The organism is Pseudomonas sp. Leaf59 (assembly GCF_920984685.1).
Taxonomy (GTDB): Bacteria; Pseudomonadota; Gammaproteobacteria; order Pseudomonadales; family Pseudomonadaceae; genus Aquipseudomonas.
Map to the genome: position 1 here is coordinate 40,934 of NZ_CAKLBR010000025.1, position 19,051 is coordinate 59,984.

Annotated in this window: 13 protein-coding genes; 2 read left to right on the top strand and 11 right to left on the bottom strand. The window is 65.1% G+C overall.

Annotated features, from left to right (window positions below; genetic code table 11):
• Window position 1: 1 nt before the first annotated feature.
• The 8 genes from pgaA to LUB09_RS21495 form a co-directional block, all read right to left on the bottom strand.
• Window positions 2-2,482 carry a poly-beta-1,6 N-acetyl-D-glucosamine export porin PgaA gene (gene pgaA, locus LUB09_RS21460; RefSeq protein ID WP_209987023.1) on the bottom strand — a complete coding sequence of 827 codons (2,481 nt, stop codon included), beginning with the start codon at window positions 2,480-2,482 and terminating at the stop codon, window positions 2-4.
• A 463-nt stretch (window positions 2,483-2,945) separates the two neighbouring features.
• Window positions 2,946-4,442, bottom strand: coding sequence for a YdgA family protein (locus LUB09_RS21465; protein ID WP_209987020.1), 1,497 nt, complete (start codon window positions 4,440-4,442; stop codon window positions 2,946-2,948).
• A gap of 230 nt (window positions 4,443-4,672) precedes the next feature.
• Complete coding sequence (locus LUB09_RS21470; RefSeq protein WP_231423634.1) at window positions 4,673-6,118, bottom strand: efflux transporter outer membrane subunit; 1,446 nt, start codon at window positions 6,116-6,118, stop codon at window positions 4,673-4,675.
• Window positions 6,115-7,005, bottom strand: a complete 891-nt coding sequence (locus LUB09_RS21475) for an efflux RND transporter periplasmic adaptor subunit (RefSeq protein ID WP_209987014.1) — start codon at window positions 7,003-7,005, stop codon at window positions 6,115-6,117. The genes LUB09_RS21470 and LUB09_RS21475 overlap by 4 nt, the downstream gene beginning before the upstream one ends.
• Window positions 7,002-7,211, bottom strand: a complete 210-nt coding sequence (locus LUB09_RS21480) for a DUF1656 domain-containing protein (RefSeq protein ID WP_003231009.1) — start codon at window positions 7,209-7,211, stop codon at window positions 7,002-7,004. Before LUB09_RS21480 ends, LUB09_RS21475 begins: the two co-directional genes overlap by 4 nt.
• The gene (locus LUB09_RS21485; protein ID WP_231423635.1) at window positions 7,208-9,286 is read right to left on the bottom strand and encodes an FUSC family protein; all 2,079 of its coding nucleotides are present in this window, start codon (window positions 9,284-9,286) and stop codon (window positions 7,208-7,210) included. The genes LUB09_RS21480 and LUB09_RS21485 overlap by 4 nt, the downstream gene beginning before the upstream one ends.
• The gene (locus tag LUB09_RS21490; protein ID WP_209987007.1) at window positions 9,283-9,702 is read right to left on the bottom strand and encodes a MarR family winged helix-turn-helix transcriptional regulator; all 420 of its coding nucleotides are present in this window, start codon (window positions 9,700-9,702) and stop codon (window positions 9,283-9,285) included. The genes LUB09_RS21485 and LUB09_RS21490 overlap by 4 nt, the downstream gene beginning before the upstream one ends.
• A gap of 266 nt (window positions 9,703-9,968) precedes the next feature.
• Window positions 9,969-11,552, bottom strand: a complete 1,584-nt coding sequence (locus LUB09_RS21495; protein ID WP_231423636.1) for a glycosyltransferase family 39 protein — start codon at window positions 11,550-11,552, stop codon at window positions 9,969-9,971.
• 180 nt (window positions 11,553-11,732) lie between these two features.
• Between LUB09_RS21495 and LUB09_RS21500 the strand changes: the two genes are divergently transcribed.
• Together LUB09_RS21500 and LUB09_RS21505 are read left to right on the top strand one after the other, a co-directional pair.
• Entirely contained in the window at window positions 11,733-13,898 is a 2,166-nt protein-coding gene (locus tag LUB09_RS21500) for an outer membrane assembly lipoprotein YfiO (RefSeq protein ID WP_231423637.1), read from the top strand.
• The gene (locus LUB09_RS21505; protein WP_231423638.1) at window positions 13,895-14,593 is read left to right on the top strand and encodes a DUF3142 domain-containing protein; all 699 of its coding nucleotides are present in this window, start codon (window positions 13,895-13,897) and stop codon (window positions 14,591-14,593) included. The genes LUB09_RS21500 and LUB09_RS21505 overlap by 4 nt, the downstream gene beginning before the upstream one ends.
• 308 nt (window positions 14,594-14,901) lie before the next feature.
• Here LUB09_RS21505 and LUB09_RS21510 read toward each other — a convergent pair whose 3' ends face one another.
• The 3 genes from LUB09_RS21510 to LUB09_RS21520 are packed head-to-tail and all read right to left on the bottom strand — an operon-like array spanning window position 14,902 to window position 18,953.
• Entirely contained in the window at window positions 14,902-16,347 is a 1,446-nt protein-coding gene (locus LUB09_RS21510; RefSeq protein WP_231423639.1) for an efflux transporter outer membrane subunit, read from the bottom strand.
• On the bottom strand, window positions 16,344-17,402 hold the full coding sequence (locus LUB09_RS21515) for an HlyD family secretion protein (protein ID WP_231423640.1): 1,059 nt from the start codon (window positions 17,400-17,402) through the stop codon (window positions 16,344-16,346). Before LUB09_RS21515 ends, LUB09_RS21510 begins: the two co-directional genes overlap by 4 nt.
• A gap of 15 nt (window positions 17,403-17,417) precedes the next feature.
• Window positions 17,418-18,953 (bottom strand): MFS transporter, encoded by a 1,536-nt coding sequence (locus LUB09_RS21520; protein ID WP_209986987.1) that lies wholly within the window; start codon window positions 18,951-18,953, stop codon window positions 17,418-17,420.
• Window positions 18,954-19,051: the final 98 nt, after the last annotated feature.

Consider the following 19,051-nt stretch of genomic DNA (forward strand, 5'->3'; position numbering starts at 1 on the left):
TTTAGAAACGGTAGGTAAGGTCGACGAGCAGGCGCAGATCGCGTTCGCGATCACCGTCGTAAGGTCGGCTGATCAGGCTCAGGTTGGCGCCGACATCCAGCACGTCGTTCCAGCGAAAGCGTTGGCCGTAGCCGACCAGCCCCACCCCGCCGGTGGAGTAATCGCGCTGGCTGTAGGTGCCTGCGCCGATCTGGAACTGCTGGCTCCACTGCGTCTCGTAGCGGTGATAAAGCACATGGTTGATGTTGAGCACGGGCAGCACCGTGAGGTCGGACCGGGGGTTGAAATACACCACGTCCTGCTTGCTGTTGCGGCTGGCGCCCACTTCCAGGCCCAGGTCCACTTGCACGTGCGGCGCGCTGTAGAGGCCCTGGCGGCCGCTGAGCAAGGCTTCGAAACGGTCGTTGCCATCGCTGAAATGGGACGGGCTGAGGGTCAGTTTCCACTCGCGGCTTTCATTGGCGCGCCAGCGGATAAAACCACTGCCGCCGTTGGCCGTGACCCCGTCGTTGAGTGCGCGCAGCGGCGTGGTGCTGAGCAGGTAGCCGAGGCTGCCGCCGTATTGCCAGTTGTCGTTGATGTCGCGCGCAATCGACACGGCGGCGCCTTGCTTGGCGCCATCGCCATAGGAATGGTTGGACACCTCGGCCTCGATGGTCATGTCGCGGGTACGCCGCTCCACGCCCACGCGCTGCCAGCGATGCTGGCCGGTGCCTTCGGTGAAGTCTGCGGTGGCATAACCGGCGCCGGCGAACAGGCGCCAGTCTTCGTCGATGGGCGGCGTGTAGAGCACGCTTTCGATGCCCCAGTCGCGGCTGCCGGTGGCGGCGCCGGCGTCTTCATTGGGACCACCGCCGAAGCTTTTGCCGGTGTAGGCCTCCACGCGCAGTTCGGCCATGTCGTGCACGTCCCGCAGGCGGCTGAGGCGCTGCACCTGACGGTTGTCCGGGTTGCGCGCGAGCACATCGTCGGTGAGCACATCGAGCTGGCGCCACTCCTGCAGATCCATCGCGGTGTAGGCCTGGGACACTTCCAGGCCGATATCGCGCGGGGCCTGGGCCTCGGTTTCCTTGAGGACGCTTTCGGCGCGCCGAGGCAAATCACGGGCACGGTACATGTCGGCCTGGGCCAGGCGCAGGCCGACGTTGCCGGGGGCCTTGGCCACCAGGGCCTCCAGACCGCTTTCGCTGCCCGGCAGGTCGCCACCGTACGTGCCGGCCTGGGCGGAGAGTTGCTGCGCGTCCATCCAGTTGTCGTTGGGGTTGCCGATGGGCAGGCCCTTGAGTTCAACCCGTGGTTGCTGTTCGTTGGCCAATTGCGCGGCGACGTCGCGCGCCTGCTGCACCTGGTCACTTTCCAGCAAGGCATAGAACAATGCGGTGCTGTCGTCGACGCGGTAACTGGCGTCGGCATCCGGCGCGGTCAGTACCTGGCGATACAGGGTCTGGGCGCGTTCGGGCTGGCGCTGTTCGAGGTAGGCACCGGCTACCCAGCGCAGGGCATAGGTGGGCAATTGCACGCCTTCAGCGGTGAGGGTTTCGTACTCGCGCACCACGTCGGCGGTGCGCGCGCGGGCCTTGAGCGCGCCCAGGCGGTCGATGCGCCAGCGCACCACGTCTTCGCGGGCGCTGGCGTCCGGGGCCCAGCGGGTGATCAGTCGGTCGTAGTCCTGCAGCGCGCGGTCGGCCACCACGTAGCGCTCTTTCTCAGAGCGCGTGGCGTACTCGGCCAGGCGCACGCGCTCGGCGGCGAGGTCGCCTTCGAGGCGGCGCTGGGTGACCGCGTCCACAAGGCCGGGACGCTGGGCCGACAGGCGCAACGCAGCCTCTGGCAGGCGCGCCTGTTGCAGGGCGATGAGGTATTCGCGGGCGACTTCAGGTTTGTCGCCGGCGCGGGTGAAGGCCTGGTCGAATTCGAACAGGGCGTCGTAGTTCAAACCGGCGCGGGCCAGCGCGTAGCCCAGGGCCATGCGCCGGTTCGGGTCTTCGGGCTTGGCCGCCACCAGCGCGCGGGTGCGCTGCACGGCTTCGGTGGCTTTGCCGCCGTCGGCCTGGGTGAGGGCCAGGCCCAGTTGCAGGTCGATGTTGTTCGGCTCGCGCAGCAACGCCTGGCGATACACCGCCTCGGCCTGGGCCCATTGCTTCTGGTTGCGGTAGGTACGCGCCACCGTGGCAAGTGCCTGGGTACTGAGGTTGCGATTTTTGCCCTGGGCTTCGTACACCTTGAGCACTTCGGCATCCTGGCCGGCCCACCCGGCGATGATCAGGTGATCGCTGACCTGGCCGGGCGTCTGGCGTTCGGCGGACAACTGGCGCAGCTGGGTCAGGGCGGGGGTGAAGTTGCCATTGCGCGCCTGAATGATCAGCGCGTCATAGGCCGGGTCGGCCGAGGCAAAAGCGGGCATCAGTAATTGGCTGCACAAGGCGACCCCGATCAGCAGACGCAACCGGCCTGAGGCACTGAGTGGTAGGTTTCGCAACATATCGTGAGCTTCCTTACACACGGAAAGCGTAACGATAGGTGTCCTGAGCAAAGCGCTTCAGGGTGCGGCGTCCACTGACGCGGCCTAGCTTTCCTGGGCGAACTATCGCTCAGGAAAACGGGGTGATGGCCAAATCGGAACAATTGTTCAGAATTGGGCTCCGTCGGGCAGCAAACCGAAGCCTCTGTGGCGAACGGACCTGTTGTGGCCAGCGGGCTTGTCGTGGCGAGCGGGCTTGCCCCGCGTCGGGGTGCGAAGCAGCCCCCAATCGAGCAAAACGCGGTGTACCTGATACGGCTCAGCGCCTGGCTTTGGGGCTGCTGCGCAGCCCAACGCAGGACAAGCCTGCTCGCCACAGGGAATCTGCGCTTAACTGAACGGCATTAGGGCAAGCCCGCTCGCCACAACAAGCGGGCTCGCCAGAGGAATGTGATTGCCTGAAACGTCTTGGCTGCGTTGATCCTTACTGGGCGCGGCTGACTGCGCCGACTTTGCCCATCACGAAGCCGATGAATTGCTCGACGGTCATCTTCTGGCCGTTGAAGGTCACTTCGTTGTTGGCGTAATGCAGCTTGGACACCACGTCAGTCCCGACCACTGTGGCCAGCTGCGTGCCGACCGCCATGCCGCTGATCATCTGCGACGCCATCTGCGCTTGCTGCTCGATGGCTTTAGGGTCGGTCACGCCGCCGAGCTGCGCCTGCAGAGCGGCGACGTCGGCGATCATTGGCTTGGACAGCGTGAGGTTGGCGTCCAGCAGCGACACCATCTGCTTGCCCAGTTCAACCGGCGGCAGTTCCATGCTGGCGGGTTTGGCCAGGTCCAGCACGAGGTTGAACTTGCTTTCGCCATGGGTGGTTTTCAGCGACAGGTTCTCTACCGCCACTTGCGGCTTGGCGGCCAGCAGTTGGTTGACGTTGGCCTCGGCCAGGGTCTGTTCGGCTTCAGTCAGTTGCAGCTCCGGCGCCGGCTCGCCCGCAGCGGCGGCCGCTTGCACGGGTTGCATTTTTTCCTGATAGAGCTTGGTGAGCACCACCATCGACGGGATGTCGACATCCTTCATGCTCACGGCCATGGCGGCCGAACCCACGGGTTTGCCCTGGTAACCGATCTCGTCGATCTTGTAGTCGACGCGGCCGGCCAGGTTGTTGTCCTTGATGTTGCTCGAATCTTTCTGCTCGAAACCCTTGAGGGTGAGCACGCTTTGCTGCGGGCCAAAGGTGAACTTGGCGTCGGTCAGCTCCACGGTGTTTTGCCCGGTGTAGAAGTCGAAGGTGGACTTCTCCAGGTTGCTGGCCACGGTCAGGCCGGCCAGATCCGCTGCGAGCGGCGTGCCGTTGGCGTCCACTGCCGCCACCTTGAGGCTGTTCATGTAACCGTCGAGCTTGACCTTCTTGCCTTCGGCGGTGCTGTCGAAGTTAAGGTTGAGGCCGGAGAAGCTCGCCGACGACTTGTCGTCCTTGAACTCCAGGGGCAGCAGTTCGACGTTGCCGTTGACCGAGCGGGTGTAGCCGATATTGGTCACGCCTTTGAGCGGCGACACATCTTTGGCGGCGGCGAACCATTTTTCGCTGGTGGGGTTCTTTTCCAGCTCAAAGTGACTGGTGGCCATCACCGGCAGCCATTTCAGCGTGACCAGGCGCGAGAACGGCAGCGGGCCGTGTTCGATATGGTCGACGAACAGCAACTCGGGGTTGGGGTTGTCTTCACCGAAGACCGCGCCCTGTGCCTTGAGGCGGTAGTGGGCGGTGCTGCTGAACACGCCACGGTCGAGCGAGACCAGCTCCAGGGAGACCTTGCCATCGACGCCGGCCATGGAGGTCTGCAGTTCCTTGTTGGCGTTCTGGATTGCGGTTTGCAGCACCGGCTCCAGTTGCTTACCGGTGTACCAGGCGCCGCCTGCACTGACGACGCCAACGGCGACCACAAAACCCAAAAGAACGACTGCTGGCTTATTCATGAAGTGACCTGATCAAATCCTGTGAGAAGTGGGCTGTCTTCCTTGAACCCTGTAGGGGTTGGCTCAAGCCCGCCGAAAACGGGGGAAGATTAGCACTGGCGGCCACGAACGGCCCAGCCTTTCAGAGGGGCTTGGCCAGCGGGAGTTCACGCGGACGCCCTATCAATCTCATACGGTGGGCGACAGACGGGCCGTCCCGGTGTACGCCAGCGCCCCGAACTCAAGGTGTGTCAAGGCGTTGCCGGGGCCTGGGATGCTTGCGTTCGTGCGTTTTCCCAGCCGCCACCCAGCGCCAGGAACAGGTCGATCTGGCTCATGGCAACCTGGGTGTTGGCGGCCGCCAGTTGCGCGCGTACATCGGTGTAGGTGCGCGTGGCTTGCAGGTCGGCCAGGAACGACGCGCGACCGGCCTGGAAGAAACGATGGGTCTGCCCCGCCGCTTCCCTGGCGGACTCGCCGGCTTCGGCCAGCGCGTCGCGGCGCTGCAACATGGCGGTGTATTGCGCAAGGCCGGTCTGGGTTTCGCGGATGGCATTGAGCACCACCCCGTCGAAATGCGCCAGGGCGCCCTGGGTGGCGGCCTCGGCTTCATGGATGCGGGCGCGGGCGCCGTTGGTGGGGACGGTCCAGCTGATCATCGGGCCGAAGCCCCAGCGGTTGGTCGCCGGCGTGCCGAGGTCGTCGAGCAGGCCCACGGTGCCGACAGAGGCGCCGATGGCGATGTCCGGGTACAACGCGCCGGTGGCCACGCCGATGCGCGCGGTGGCGGCGGCCAGCTGGCGTTCGGCCTGGCGTACGTCGGGGCGGCGTTTGAGCAGGGCGGCGCCGTCGCCCACCGGTAGCAACTGGGCAATGTGTGGCAGCTCGGCGCAACTGGCGGTGCCGGCCGGTAATTGATCCAGCGGCCGGGCCAGCAGCATCGACAGGCGGAACAACCCGGCCTGGCGTGCGGCTTCATAGCGCGGCATGTCGGCGCGCAAGGATTTGTATTGGGTCTGCGAGCGGGTCACCTGGGTTTCATCACCGCGACCGGCATCGCGCAGGCGCTGAGTGAGCCGGGTGCTCTGGCCTTGCAGGTCAAGGGACTCGTGGGCAATCGCCAGTTCCTCGTTGGCTGCGCAGACCCGCGTGTACGAGCGCACCACATCGGCCACCAGGGTGATGCGGGCGATATCGGCCGCGGCCTGGGCTGCGTCGGCATTGGCCTGGGCGCTTTCGATGCCACGTTGCAAGGTGCCGAACAGGTCGAACTGGTAGGAGGTGGTAATGCCCACGCTGCCGATGTTGTCCACCGGGACCTTCTCGGGCTGCAGGAACGCCTCGCCAGACTCCTGCAGGCGCTGGGCTTCGGCCTTGGCGCCGGCACTCCAGCCGCCGGCGGACTCGGCCTGCTGGCTCTGAAAACGCGCGCGCTGCAGGTTGGCGGCGGCCACGCGCAGGTCGGTGTTGGAGGCCATGGCCTGGCGCACCAGTTCATCCAGGCGCCGGTCCTTATACAGCTTCCACCAATCGGCCGGCACCGGCGCCGACACCACGTTGTCGCCCTCGCCCGCTATCGGCCCTTGCAGGTCTTTGCGGTTGACGGCGGCCGTGTCCGGCAGCGAGTAATCCGGGCCCACCACCTGGCAGGCCGACAGCAGCAACCCCAGCGCGGACGTGGCCAGAAGCCGTTTCATGGTTGCTCTCCGTCTTTAACCTTGTCGCCAATGATCGACACCGTGGCCGTGCGCCCGGCGATCATGCGAAAGTCGGCCGGCACGTCGTCGAAGGCGATGCGCACCGGAATCCGCTGGGCCAGGCGCACCCAACTGAACGCCGGGTTGACGTTGGGCAGCAGGTTGGAGCCGCTGCTGCGGTCGCGGTCTTCGATGCCGGCGACGATGCTCTGCACATGGCCGCGCAGGCGGGCGTTGTCGCCGATCACACGGATGTCCACGGCCATGCCGACATGGATGCCGTCGAGCTTGGTCTCTTCGAAATAACCGTCGATGTGGAAAGAGTTGCTGTCCACCACCGACAGCACCGGGCGCCCGGCGGTGACGAATTCCTGGCTGCGCGGCGCGCGGTCGTTGACGTAGCCGTCCACCGGGCTGCGGATCACCGAGCGATCCAGGTTCAACTGAGCCGCGTCCACCGTTACTTGCGCTTCGGCCAGGGCAGACTGGGCGCGGGCCACACGGGACTGGCTTTCTTCGAGTTGCTCGCTGGGCACGAGGTTGCCCAGGCCACGGTTACGCTTGTACTCGCGCTGGGCCTGGGCCAGGGTTTCCTGGCGGTCGGCCACGGCGGCACGGGCCTGGCGCAGGGCGAGTTTGAAACGGTCCTGGTCGACGGCGAACAGCACCTGGCCCTTGGTCACTGGCTGGTTATCGTGCACGTCCACGCGCTGGATCAGCCCGGACACGTCCGGCGCAATCTGCACGATGTCGGCACGGATGTGCCCGTCGCGGGTCCAGGGGGCAAACATGTAGTACATGACCATGCGCCACACGACGACGACCGCAAACGTCACGATCAACAGCGTGAGGACCACACGGCCGATGGTCAAAAAAGGTTTTTTCATGTCATCAGGTATCGACTGAGTGAGTCCACCGCGCCCAGCATCAGCGCGTAGAGCCCCACATTGAACAATGCCCGGTGCCAGACCAGGCGATAGAAGTGCATGCGCGTCAACAGCCCGTGCACCACCAGAAACAACAGGTACGTAATGCCCATCAGCACCAGCAGCGTGGGCAGGAACACCCCGCTGATATCCAGATCACCGATCATAAAGGTGCTCCATCCGGCAGCGGCGCTTCCAGCTCCGTGCCACCAATGAATTCAACCCCCGGCAGCAGCGCCAGCCGCAGGCCGGCCAGGGCGTGCAGTAGATGCAGGCGGGTGTCGTCGGTGTCCTGCAGGCCCTGCCCGTTGAGGGCGCGACGGGTGCGGTCGAGTGTCATCAGCAGACCGCCAGGCGCGGGCAAGCGTTCACCCGCCTTGAGGCAGGCCTTGAAGTAGCCGCCCACGCCTTCCACCACCTGGTTGAGCAGCACTCGCGGCACGCCGAGGATGCGCGGCGAGTAGGCCAGCAGGTCGAGCAGGTTCAGCGCCACGCGCAAGTCGCGCAGGGCGATGCCGGTGTCCTGCCCGGTGAGGGCCAGGCGCGGCAGGTGTTGCATCAGGCGGTCGAGCATCTGCGCGGCCATGTGCCGGTGCTCGGCGAGGGTGGCGGGTTCGGTGAGGCTGACGATGTCGCGCCAGCTGAACCGGGTCAGGCGCTTGGCCGCCAGCTCGGCGCCGAAGGGCCGCGCGATCAGCGTCCACACAAAGGCAAACAGCAGGCCCACGGGCCCGGCCAGATTGACGTTGGCGAAGTTGAGAAAATCGGCGTCGTAGGCGCCCTGGATGCTGATGAACGACGAGGTGTTGACCAGCGTCAGCAGCATGCCCAAATAGAAGCGCGGCTGGACCGTGAGGGTGCCGATGCAGATGAACGGCACGGCGAAGGCCAGCACCAGCATCGGGAAGTCATGCAGGTTGGGCAGCACCAGAAACAGGTACAGGCTGGCGAACAGCACCGACATGGCGGTCCAGAAAAAGAACCGGTAAATCTGCGGCGCCGGGTCGTCCATCGTGGCGAAGAAGCTGCATGCGACGGCGGCGAGGATCACCGCGCTGCCGCCGTCGGTCCAGCCCAGCAGAATCCACAGCACCGAGGCGACGATGATCGCGCTGACGGTAGAAAACGCCGAATAGAACATCAGGCCCCGGTCGAGGAACGGCGTGAGCCGGCCCAGGCGCCAGTGACGGTACACGGCGCGCCAGGTGTCCTGGCTTTCGCACTGGATGGCGGCTTGCAGGCTGCGGCAGTCCTGCCACAAGTCGACCCACTCGGCCAGGCGATAGAGCGCGTTGGAGAACAGCAACGTGTGGCGGTCGTTGAGCGCGTCGCCCTGGGGTTGCGCGGCGTCGATCTGGTCGCGTAACAAGCGCCAGCGTTCGAGGGGCGCGGTGTCGGTGGTGCCTTGCAGCCAGGCGTCGGCCGCTTGCAGCAAGGGCATGAGGCGCTCGATAAACTCGGGGGCGCGATGTTCGATGGCGTACACCGCGTCGTCCAACGCGTCGATCACCGGCAGCAGGTGAATCATGCGCCCGCGCAGTTCCTTGGTGTTGCGCACCGTCTGTGGCCGCGCGCCTTCATGGGGCAACTGGCCGATCATCAGTTCGAGGGTGTTGAAGGTGGCGACCATGCCGCCACGCAGGTTGCTGACTTCCTCGGTGTCGACGTTGCGCGTGAGAAAGCGCTGGCTGTAGACCTGCGCGTCGGCAAACCACTTGGCCACCGAACCGTCGAACACCGGCATCAGGCGACGCGGCCAGAACATCGCGCCGACCACGGCGGCCACGACGATGCCGAGGAAGATTTCTTCGGTGCGCGCTTCGGCCACATCCCACACTGCCAGGGGGTTATCCACCACGGGCAGCGCGATCAGCGGCAGCGTGTAGCCGGCGAGCATCAGGGCATAGTTGTTGGCGGTGCGCAGGTGCATGGAGAGGAACAGCAAGGTGCCGGTCCACAGTGCAATCACCACCACCAGGATGTAGGGCGACTGCACGAACATCGGCACGAACAACACCGCCGCCGCCGCGCCCATCAGGGTGCCGATGGCGCGGTACAGCGCCTTGGAACTGGTAGGGCCGACAAACGGGCTGGAGACGATGTACACGGTGGCCATCGCCCAATATGGACGCGGCATTTGCATGAGCATGGCGATGTACAGCGCGATCATCGACGCCGCGAAGGTGCGCACGCCGTAAAACCAGTCGCGGGCCGGCGGCATGCCGGTAAAAAATCCGTTCAAGGCGCCACCGCCCCCGCCGCTTCGAAGGCGCGCAGCACGCGCAACGCGGCTTCGAGGTCGTTGCGCGGAATGTCGGCCAGCACTTCGCGGCGCAGGCGCACCAGTTGCGCTTCCACCGCCTGCACCAGCTCACGGCCGCGCTCGGTGAGGCTCAAGGCCTTGGCACGGCGGTCGTGGACGTCTTCGGTACGGCACACATAGCCGCCGCTGCACAGCTGGTCGAGCAGGCGCACCAGCGACGGGCTTTCCATGCCGGAGGCCTGGGCCACCTTGACCTGATGCACGCCGTCGCCCAGGCGGCCGATCATCAACAGCGGCACGGCGCAGGCTTCGGAGATGCCATAACTCACCAGCGTGGCCTGGCAGATTTTGCGCCAGTTGCGGGCGCCCACCACCATGCTGCTGCTGAGGTTCATCTGAAGGTGTTCAAGGGATTGGGACACAGGATTGATCGCATACAGTTAGTTTGCTAACTATCAATATGGTGGAAGCTGGCTTGAGCGTCAAGTTTTGAAACAATTTGGCGGATGGGTGGTGGCAAAAATGTGGGAGGGGCTTGCTCCCGATGGCGCTGGGTCAGTGTCGGATGAGCTGACTGACACACTGCCATCGTGAGCAAGCCCCCTCCCACATTTGGATCAGTCTTGGCTCCGGGGCTGGCGCGTCGAAGCCCAAGCCCAGTCTAGGGACAGCCCTCGGGCAACATCGACGGCACATTGCACAACACAAACAAGCGTGCCCTGGCACCCCCGCCGTCCTGGCGACTGAGTTCGTGCCAGCCCTGGGGCAGTGGCGCGAATTCGTCCGGCGCTTCGTTGCTGCTGATCAGCCATACGCGCCGGGTGCCGGCGGGCAGTGACGAGAGGTGGTCGAGGTAGATGCGCCCGCCGTCTTGATCCACCAGGGTGCCGAAGCCGTAGGCGTTCGGGCGCGTTGACGTACCGTCGGGCCTGGGCGGGGTATAGAGCTGCAGTTGGGCGTCGGTCTGGTCGTAATAGACATAGCTGAGGTACCACAGCATGTCGCTGAGCACGATGCGATCGTCTTCCTGGTAGTTGCGATTGACGAACTCCACCGGCACGTTGAATTGGTCCTGCTCGTCTACCGTGAAGTTGTTTTTCAGCCCAACCAGTTCCACCCCCACCAGCAACACGAACAACGCCGCGCCGCACCACGAGCCGCGGTCGATGAGCAGCGCCAGCAGGATCGGCAAGCCCAGGGCATACACTGTGAGATAGCGCTCAATGAACACCGGCGAGATAAACGACACGGCGTAGACCAGCAGCAGCGGCAGCAGGAAAAACAGCGCCAGCAGGCTGGCAGGTCGATAGGGTTGGCGATCACGCCAGACGCTGATGCCAACCAGCGCAATCAATAGCAGGGGGAACCCCCAGAACAGCGGTCGCCATAGCGCCAGGCCTTCATCCTGCAACATGAATTGCCAGACCATCGATGGCACAGACAGCGCATTGACCGGATCTTCCCAGCCAATGTCACCGCCCACCTTGAGCTGGTCGACGTGCTGCACCAGGTCCAGCAGGCCTGGCAACCAGGGCAGGTACGCCAGCACAATCGCGACGTTGGTCGCCCACCATGCCCGACGCGTGATCAGCCGCTGACCGCAGGTGCCCAGCACCCCCAGATACGCCCAATGCACCAGCACGCAGAGTGCGGTGAAGTAATGGGTGTAGAAACCTGCGGTCATCAGCAGCCCATAGGCCACCAGATAGCGCGTGCGTTCGGGTTGGCGCACCCAGTACACCAGCGCCAGCGTGGCGCCCAGCAGCCAGACGCCCAACAGCGAATACATGCGCACTTCCTGACTGTACCGCACCGCGGTCGGCAGCAGCGCCAGCAGTACGCCGGCCAGTACCGCCGCGCGCCGGGTGGACAACTGCCGCGTGAGCCAGATGCCCAGGCCCACGGCGAGCGCGCCCGGGATGGCGCTCATGGCCCTGATGGAGCCGATGCTGTCGCCGAACAGTTCGATCCAGCCGCGCAGCAGGAAGAAGTACAGCGGCGGGTGTACGTCATGGGCCGCGTGAAACCACAGGTCGTCCACGGCGTATTCGCTGAGCAACAGGCTTGAGCCCTCATCGCCCCAGATGGCCGACGCCGTCAGGTTGTAGAACCGCAGGGCCATCGCCAGCGCCAGGAGCGGTACCCACCAAAGCTGGCTGATCCAGCCGGCACGTTCCCAGCCCAGTCGGTTGAGCGCGGGCAATGCCGCGACTTTTTCGTTTTGCTCTACCACAGACCGACGCACCTTGATTCCCCTGCCACTGCTCTGATTGCCGACACGCAAACCAACGCCACTTTAGGACAAATGCCCCTGATTCGCTTGTGCAATCGGACAAATCGGCCAATTGCGCAGGACTTCACCGAAGCGCTGGTGGGATCACGCTATGATTGCCCTCCTCCAAGGACTCAGGCTCAAGGACACCTCATGCGCATCGGTTTTCTGTCACCCCTGGCACTGGCACTGCTCGCCGGTATTTCCCAGCAGGCGTTGGCCAGCTCGGACGACTCGTGCTACCCGGACTGGCGGGTGTCGCGTGACAGCCTGGACCCGTGCAACAACCTGCCCTTTCTGAGCCCGGGCAACGACAGCCGGGTCAACCTGCGCCTGCTGCTGTCCGACAAAAAGGTCGCACCGCTGGCCCCCAGTGCCCTGGACGACACCGACCGGGCCGAGGGATTCGGCCAGGTGCCGTTTGCGGTGTATCGCCTGAGCCCTGCGCCTGCCGGTGACGACGAACCCGACGACAAGCCCGACGACTCGCGCACCGCTGAACTGGACACGCTGCTCAAGACCCTGGGCATCAAGCGCGAGGACTACAAAACCGCCGGCGAAGCGTTTTTGAGCGGCGAAGGCCGCCGCTGCCGCAGCAACGACGATGACAGCGCCACGGCGTTTGTCAGCCAGGTGATCAAGGCCGATATGCCGGATACCGAACGCGTGCTGCTGGCCAGGGCGCGCCTGCAATTGCTCACCGCCTGCAGTTGGGAGGGCGCGGTGGTCACCGGCGAAATCGAGTCCTCGAACGGCCGCCTGCTGCGCACCTACCTGCAAGCCGCCGCCGATTTCTACAGCGGGCGCTTCAGTGAGGCCGAACGCGGTTTTGCCGCCGCCAGCGGCTCAACCCTGCCGTGGCTGCAGGAAACCGCGCTGTACATGACCGCGCGCACCGCGCTGAATCAGGCCCAGGCCGAAGCGTTCGACGAATACGGCATGCCGCAGCGCGAGCATGTGGATAAGTCCGCGCTGGGCAATGCCGAAAAGGGCTTGCTCGGCTATCTGAACACTTATCCACAGGGCCAGTACGCGACTTCCGCTCGGGGCCTGTTGCGCCGCGTGCATTGGCTGGCCAATGACGATGGCAAGCTCGCCGAGGACTTCGCCTGGCAAATGACCGAAGCCACCGCCGAGCAGCGCAATGTGTCCCTCGATGACCTCGTGCAAGAGGCTGATCTCAAGCTGTTGATCGACAGCAACGGCAGCCTTGAGAACCCGATGCTGCAGGCGGTCAACGACCTGATGCTGATGCGCGCCGAGACGCCGCCCAAACTGAGCCGCGCCGACCTCGACAAACAGAAGGCCACGTTTGCCGACGAGCCAGCGCTGTACGCCTACCTGCAAGCGGCGTTTGCGTTGTACGTCGAGCATCAGCCCGAGGCCGCCCTGAAACTGCTGCCCAAGGATGTGCCGTCGAGCCTGGATTACTTCGCCTTCAGTCAGCAGACCCTGCGCGGCCTGGCCCTGGAAGCCGGGCAGAATTGGAAAGCGGCGCAAGCCCTGTGGCTGCAACTATTGCCGCTGGCCAAACAGCCTCTGCAACGCGACCAGCTGGAGCTGGCCCTGGCGATGAACTACGAACGCAGCGGCGAGTTGGCCAAGGTGTTCGCGGCGGACTCGCCGATCAGCGCCAACAACGTGCGCTACCTGCTGCTGCGCAGCGTCGCCGGCCCCGACCTGCTGCGCCAGCAGATCGCCAAGGCCAGCGACCCGGTGGAGCGCCACACCGCGCAATTCGTGCTGCTCTACAAGGACCTGCTGCGCAGCCAGTTCGCCACCTTCGCCGACGACCTCAAACAACTGCCGGCCACGCCGCCTGAAGACAAACTCGACACCAGCCTTGGCTACACCTATGGCGGCGGGCAAACCTTGAAACTGTTCCAGTGGAACGGCGACAAAGCCGCGTCCGGCTACACCTGCCCGAGCATCGCGCAAACCGCCGCGACCCTGCAGAACGACGCGAAAAACCCGCAGGCGCTCAATTGCTTCGGTGAGTTCATCCTGCGCAACAGCCTGGACGGCATGCCACTCGAGCAAGCCCGCGCCGCCGGCAGCCTGGGCAGCAGCGCGTCGAACTTCAGCGGTGAAACCTTCTCGCGTCTGGACGGCTACAAACAGGTGATCGCCAACCCCAAGGCGCCGAAAACCGACAAGGCCTACGCGCTGTTTCGCGCCATCAACTGCTACGCGCCCGCCGGCTACAACAGCTGCGGCGGCGAAGACGTCGCGCCGGCCGTGCGCAAAGCCTGGTTCCGCCAGCTGAAGACAGGCTTCGGTGACACCCAGTGGGGCAACGCCTTGCAGTACTACTGGTGAAACACCTGTGGCTGGGCCTGCTGTTGCTGGCAAGCCCGGCCTTCGGCGCCGTCGACGCCCGCGACTATGACGCCTTCTGGCTGTGGAGCGGCGTCACGCCGCAGCCGGTACTCAAACAGGCGAAGACGCTGTACATCCTTCAGGGCCAGATCAACTCCACCCGCCGCACGCCCACCGTGCGTTTGATCGCCCAGGGCATGAGCGTGCCGCGTATCACCCAGGGCGAGGTCTGGATCGTCTACCGCGCCCACACCCTGCACTGGCCGGAGCGGGTCTACGCCCAATTGCTCGGCCAGGTGCAACGCTGGCGCGACGCGGGCAATCCGGTGGTCGGCATACAGATCGACTTCGACGCCCGCACCCAATACCTGCACGAATACGCGGAGTTTCTGCGCGACCTGCGCCAGCGCCTGCCGGCCGACCTGCGTCTGAGCATCACCGGCCTGCTGGACTGGGGCAGCAACGCCGATCCCACTGCCATCGCCCAACTCAAAGGCGTGGTGGATGAAGTGGTGGTGCAGACGTACCAGGGACGGCACAGCATCCCGGATTACGCGGCGTATCTGCCGAGGGTGAGTCGGATGGGGGTGCCGTTCAAGGTAGGCTTGATTCAGGGTGGCGAGTGGCAGGCGCCGGCGTACTTGCGCGAGAGCGAGTGGTTTGGCGGGTATGTGGTGTTTTTGCGCAATCCTTAGCGCTGCAAATGGGGTATTTCAGACACCCTCATTCCTGTGGCAAGCGAGTGTGTTGTGGCGAGCCCTAATGCCGTTCAGTTAAGCGCAGATTCCCTGTGGCGAGCAGGCTTGTCCTGCGTTGGGCTGCGAAGCAGCCCCAAAACCAGGCGCTGAGCCGTATCAGGTTCACCGCGTTTTGCTCGATTGGGGGCGCTTCGCACCCCAACGCGGGGCAAGCCCGCTCGCCACGACAAGCCTGGTCACCACAAAAAAACCTGCACACCACAAAAAAGCCTGCGCACCGCAATAGTCACAAGGCGCGCCAAGGCTCAGCGCACGGCTGTTTGCACCGGATACACCGACGCCCACCCGCCACCCAGCGCCTTGTACAAACCGACCATGGCCAGCGACACGTCGGTGGAGCTTTGCACCCATTGCTCCTGGGTCGCCAGCAACGCGCTCTGCACGGTGAGGACGTTGACGAAATCCGCCACGCCTTCGACGTACTGGTGTTGCGCGGTGGACAGGGCGATCTGGTTCTGGCGCACGGCTTCGGCGAGGCTGTCGCGGCGCAGCTGGCTGGCGTTGTAGCGGGTCAACTGATCGTCGATCTCGTGCCAGGCACGCAGCACGGTGTGCTGATAGGCCAGCGCTGCCTCCTGCTGCTGGGCTTCGCGCAGCGTCAACATGCCTTGCAGGCGTCCGCCGTTGAACAGCGGCAGGCTGAACTGCGGGCCGAAGGCAAACGCGCGCGAGCCCCAGGAGCCGAAATCCGCCAGTTGCAGAGCCTGGGAGCCGAGGCTGCCGGACAGGGTGATACGCGGGTAGAAATCGCCCTTGGCCACGCCGATGTTGGCGGTAGCGGCATGCAGGCGCGCCTCGGCCTGGCGGATATCCGGGCGGCGTTCGGCCAACTGTGACGGCAGGCCAATGGCGACCTGGCGCGGGGTTTGCGGTACGGCGGCGTCTTTGGACAGTTGGGCGTGCAGGGCCTGGGGCGGCTCGCCCATGAGCAGGCTGAGGGCGTTGATCAACTGATCCTGACGTTGTTGCAGCTCCGGCAGGCGCGCTTCGATGGTGGCGACCTGGGCAGCGGCTTCGGCCACGTCCAGGTCGGTGGCAACGCCATCGGCGAGGCGCAGTTGCGAGAGCTTCAGGCTGTGCCGGGCGACGTCGAGGTTCTGCTCGGTGACGTTGCGGGTGTTCTGCACGCCGCGCAGTTGGATGTAGTCCTGGGCGGTCTCGGCCAGCACCGACAGCAGCACGGCGCGGCGGTCGTCTTCAGCGACTTGCAGGGTGGCATCGGCGGCCTCGGTCTCGCGCTTGACGCGGCCCCAGAAGTCCAGCTCCCAGGCGGCGGAGAAGCCCGTGTCCCATTGGTTGAAGGCCGAGCGGCCGTTTTCTCCGGAGGGGTCGTTCAGGCCTTCGCCACTGTTGCGCTTGCGCTGGTAGCCACCGCCTGCCGCGAGGTTGGGGTAACGCCCCGCCGTGGTCACCTGGCGCACGGCTCGGCTTTGTTGCAGGCGGCTGCCGGCCAGTTTCAGGTCGAGGTTGTCGGTGAGGGCGCGGCGTGTGAGGGCTGACAGTTGCGCGTCATGGAACACGTCCCACCAGCGTTCCTGCAGCGGATCGGCCACGGCGCGGCTGTCGGCCTGACGCCCCTGAGGTTCGCGCCAACGCTCGACGTGCGGCCCCTGGGGCGTGTGAAAGTCCGGGCCGACGGTGCAGGCACTCAGGCTGATGACGCTCAAGGCGAGCCAGGCAAAACGTATCATTGCTGGGCCACCTCACGCGGCTGCGCGACGGGCTGGGTGTCGACGCTGGCCTCCACCGACATGCCCACCCGCAGACGCTCGGTGAGGGGTTGGCCGGGTTCGAGGATGATCTTCACCGGGATGCGCTGCACCACCTTGGTGAAGTTGCCGGTGGCGTTGTCCGGCTTGATCGAGGCGAACGTCACACCGGTGGCCGGCGCCAGGCTCTCCAGATGACCGTTGAGCAACTCGCCGTCGAGGCTGTCGACTTGCACCTGCACGGGTTGGCCGGCATGCATGTGCGACAGCTGGGTTTCCTGGAAATTGGCCACCACATAGGCCTCGCTCAGCGGCACCACAGCGAGCAGCTTGCTGCCCGGCGTCACGTAGGCGCCGACCCGCACCGCGCGCTCACCGACCATGCCGTCCACCGGCGCGACGATGCGCGTATAGGACAGTTGATAGCTGGCCATTTCCAACGCCGCCTGGGCGCGCTTGAGCCCGCCTTCGGCCGCATCGCGCTGGGCACTGAGGATTTCTACCTGCTTGCGTTCGGCCGCCAGCACCGCGGTGGATTTGGCCAGGCGCGCGGTGGCCTGGTCGATGCGGGTTTTGGCTTGCTGGGCGTTCTGCACGGTGCCCGCGCCCACGCCGGCGAGGTGGTTGTAGCGGTTCAGTTCGTGCTCGGCGAACGCCACTTCCGCGCGGTCTGCCGCCACGGTGGCCTGGGCCTGGGCGATCACCGAGCTTTGGCGCTCCAGGGTGGCGCCGGCGTTTTTAAGCTGGGCTTGGGCGACCAACGCATCGGCATCGGCGGCCTGGGCGGCGGCGCGAAAATCGCGGTCGTCGATCAGCGCCAGCAGTTGGCCGGCCTTGACCTGCTGGTTGTCTTCCACCAGCACCTCTTTGATAAAGCCGGCCACACGCGGGGCGATCAGGGTGAAGTCGGCGGCGACGAAGGCATCGTTGGTGGTCTGACGCGCGTTGCCCAACAGGCCCGGCGTGACCAGATACACCAGCACGCCAACGGCAAATACAGCGATAACGGAGACGGCAATTTTGTCTTTGCGTTTCATGGGGAGTCCTTGAGGCTATGTCGGTGCGCGAGGCGGATAAATCCGCGTGGGCATCCAGAAAATCAGCAGGATCAACGCCACCGCGACACCGGCCATGACGACATACAGATCCGACGAGGTGAGCACCACGGCCTGTTCGTGCAGGCGGTGGGCCAGGCCCGGCGCATCGCCGTCGGCCAGGGGCGAGTTGCCCAGGCGATCCACCAGCATGGTGGAGTGGAAGTGTTCACGGCGGGTGGTCAGGGTTTCGAGCACTGCGGCGGCGATCACCGCAGACAGGCCTTTGATGGTGTTGAACCAGGCCGAAGCGAACGGCCCTTCAACGGGCTGGATGCTGCCGGTGGACAGCATCAGCAACGGCAGAACCGCCATCGGTTGCCCGATGATTTGCAGCAGGTACCAGCCATAGAAATCGTCGCGAATCCACGCCGAGGTCAGCTGCGAACTGCCCAGGCAACTGAGCACCAGCAAACTCAAGCCGAGCCCCAGCACCCAACGGCAATCGACCCGGCGCAGGTTGCACAGCGCCGCCACCAGCGGCAGCGCGATCAATTGCGGCAGGGCCATCAGCAACATCACCGGTGCGGTCTGCAGCGGCCTGTAGCCCTGCACCTGGGCGAGGAAGCTCGACGGGATGATGATCACCGAGGTCAGCACCATCAGCACGCCGGCCAGTACGATCAGGGCAAACGCCAGGTTGCGCAGGCCGAGCATCTGCACGTTGAAAAACGGCAGCGGCTGTGACCACTCATTGAGCAGGAACAGCACCAGCAACAGGCTGCCGCCGCTGAGCAGGAAAGTGATCAGGCCGGACTCGAACCAGTCCAGGCGGTTGCCTTGCAGCAGGCCGATCACCAACATGCAGATCGCCGGAAAGCCCAGCAGCAGGCCGCGCCAGTTGAACTGCCTGAAGCGCTCCAGGCGCAGCGGGTCCTGCGGCAAACCGTAGGCCACCGCCGCCATGGCCAGCAGGCACGGCGCGACGATCTGCCAGAACGCCCACTGCCAGCCCACGTACTCGGTCCACAGCGCCGCCAGGGGCGTACCGAGGCTCGGGCCGAAGGTGGCGGTGAGCGCGTAGCCGGCCAGGCCATACAGCTTGATGTTGGCCGGCAGAAAGCGCAGCGCCACCGACATCAGCATCGGCGGCAATGCGCCGCCAGCCAGGCCTTGCGCGGTGCGCAGCAGCAGCAGGCTTTGGTAATTGGGCGCAAACGGGCAGAGGATGCCCAGCAGGGTGAACAGGCCGATGGCGCACAGGGTGAAACGGCGCAGGGAGAAAGTCACCGCACACCAGGGCGCGAAGGCCATGGCCGCCACGGAGGTGGCGGTGTAGGCCGCGACCAGCCAGGTGCCTTCGTCATAGCCGATGAACAGCGCGCCGCGGATATCGGCGAGGGCGATTTTGGTGACCATGTCGTTAAGGCCGGACACCAGCACCGCCAGCAGCACACCGACCAGGCCGATGATGATGCGCAGGCCGAACACCGGCGGATTGAGCGCGACAGGTTTGGCTGCGGCCTGCAGGGCGGGGGCAGCGAGGGAGGTCATGTACGGGTAACTCGGAATGATAGATACCCGAGCAGTTTAAGCAGCTACACACATGACAAAAAGTTACTTATTGGCAGGGTATAAGTGCACGCAACGCA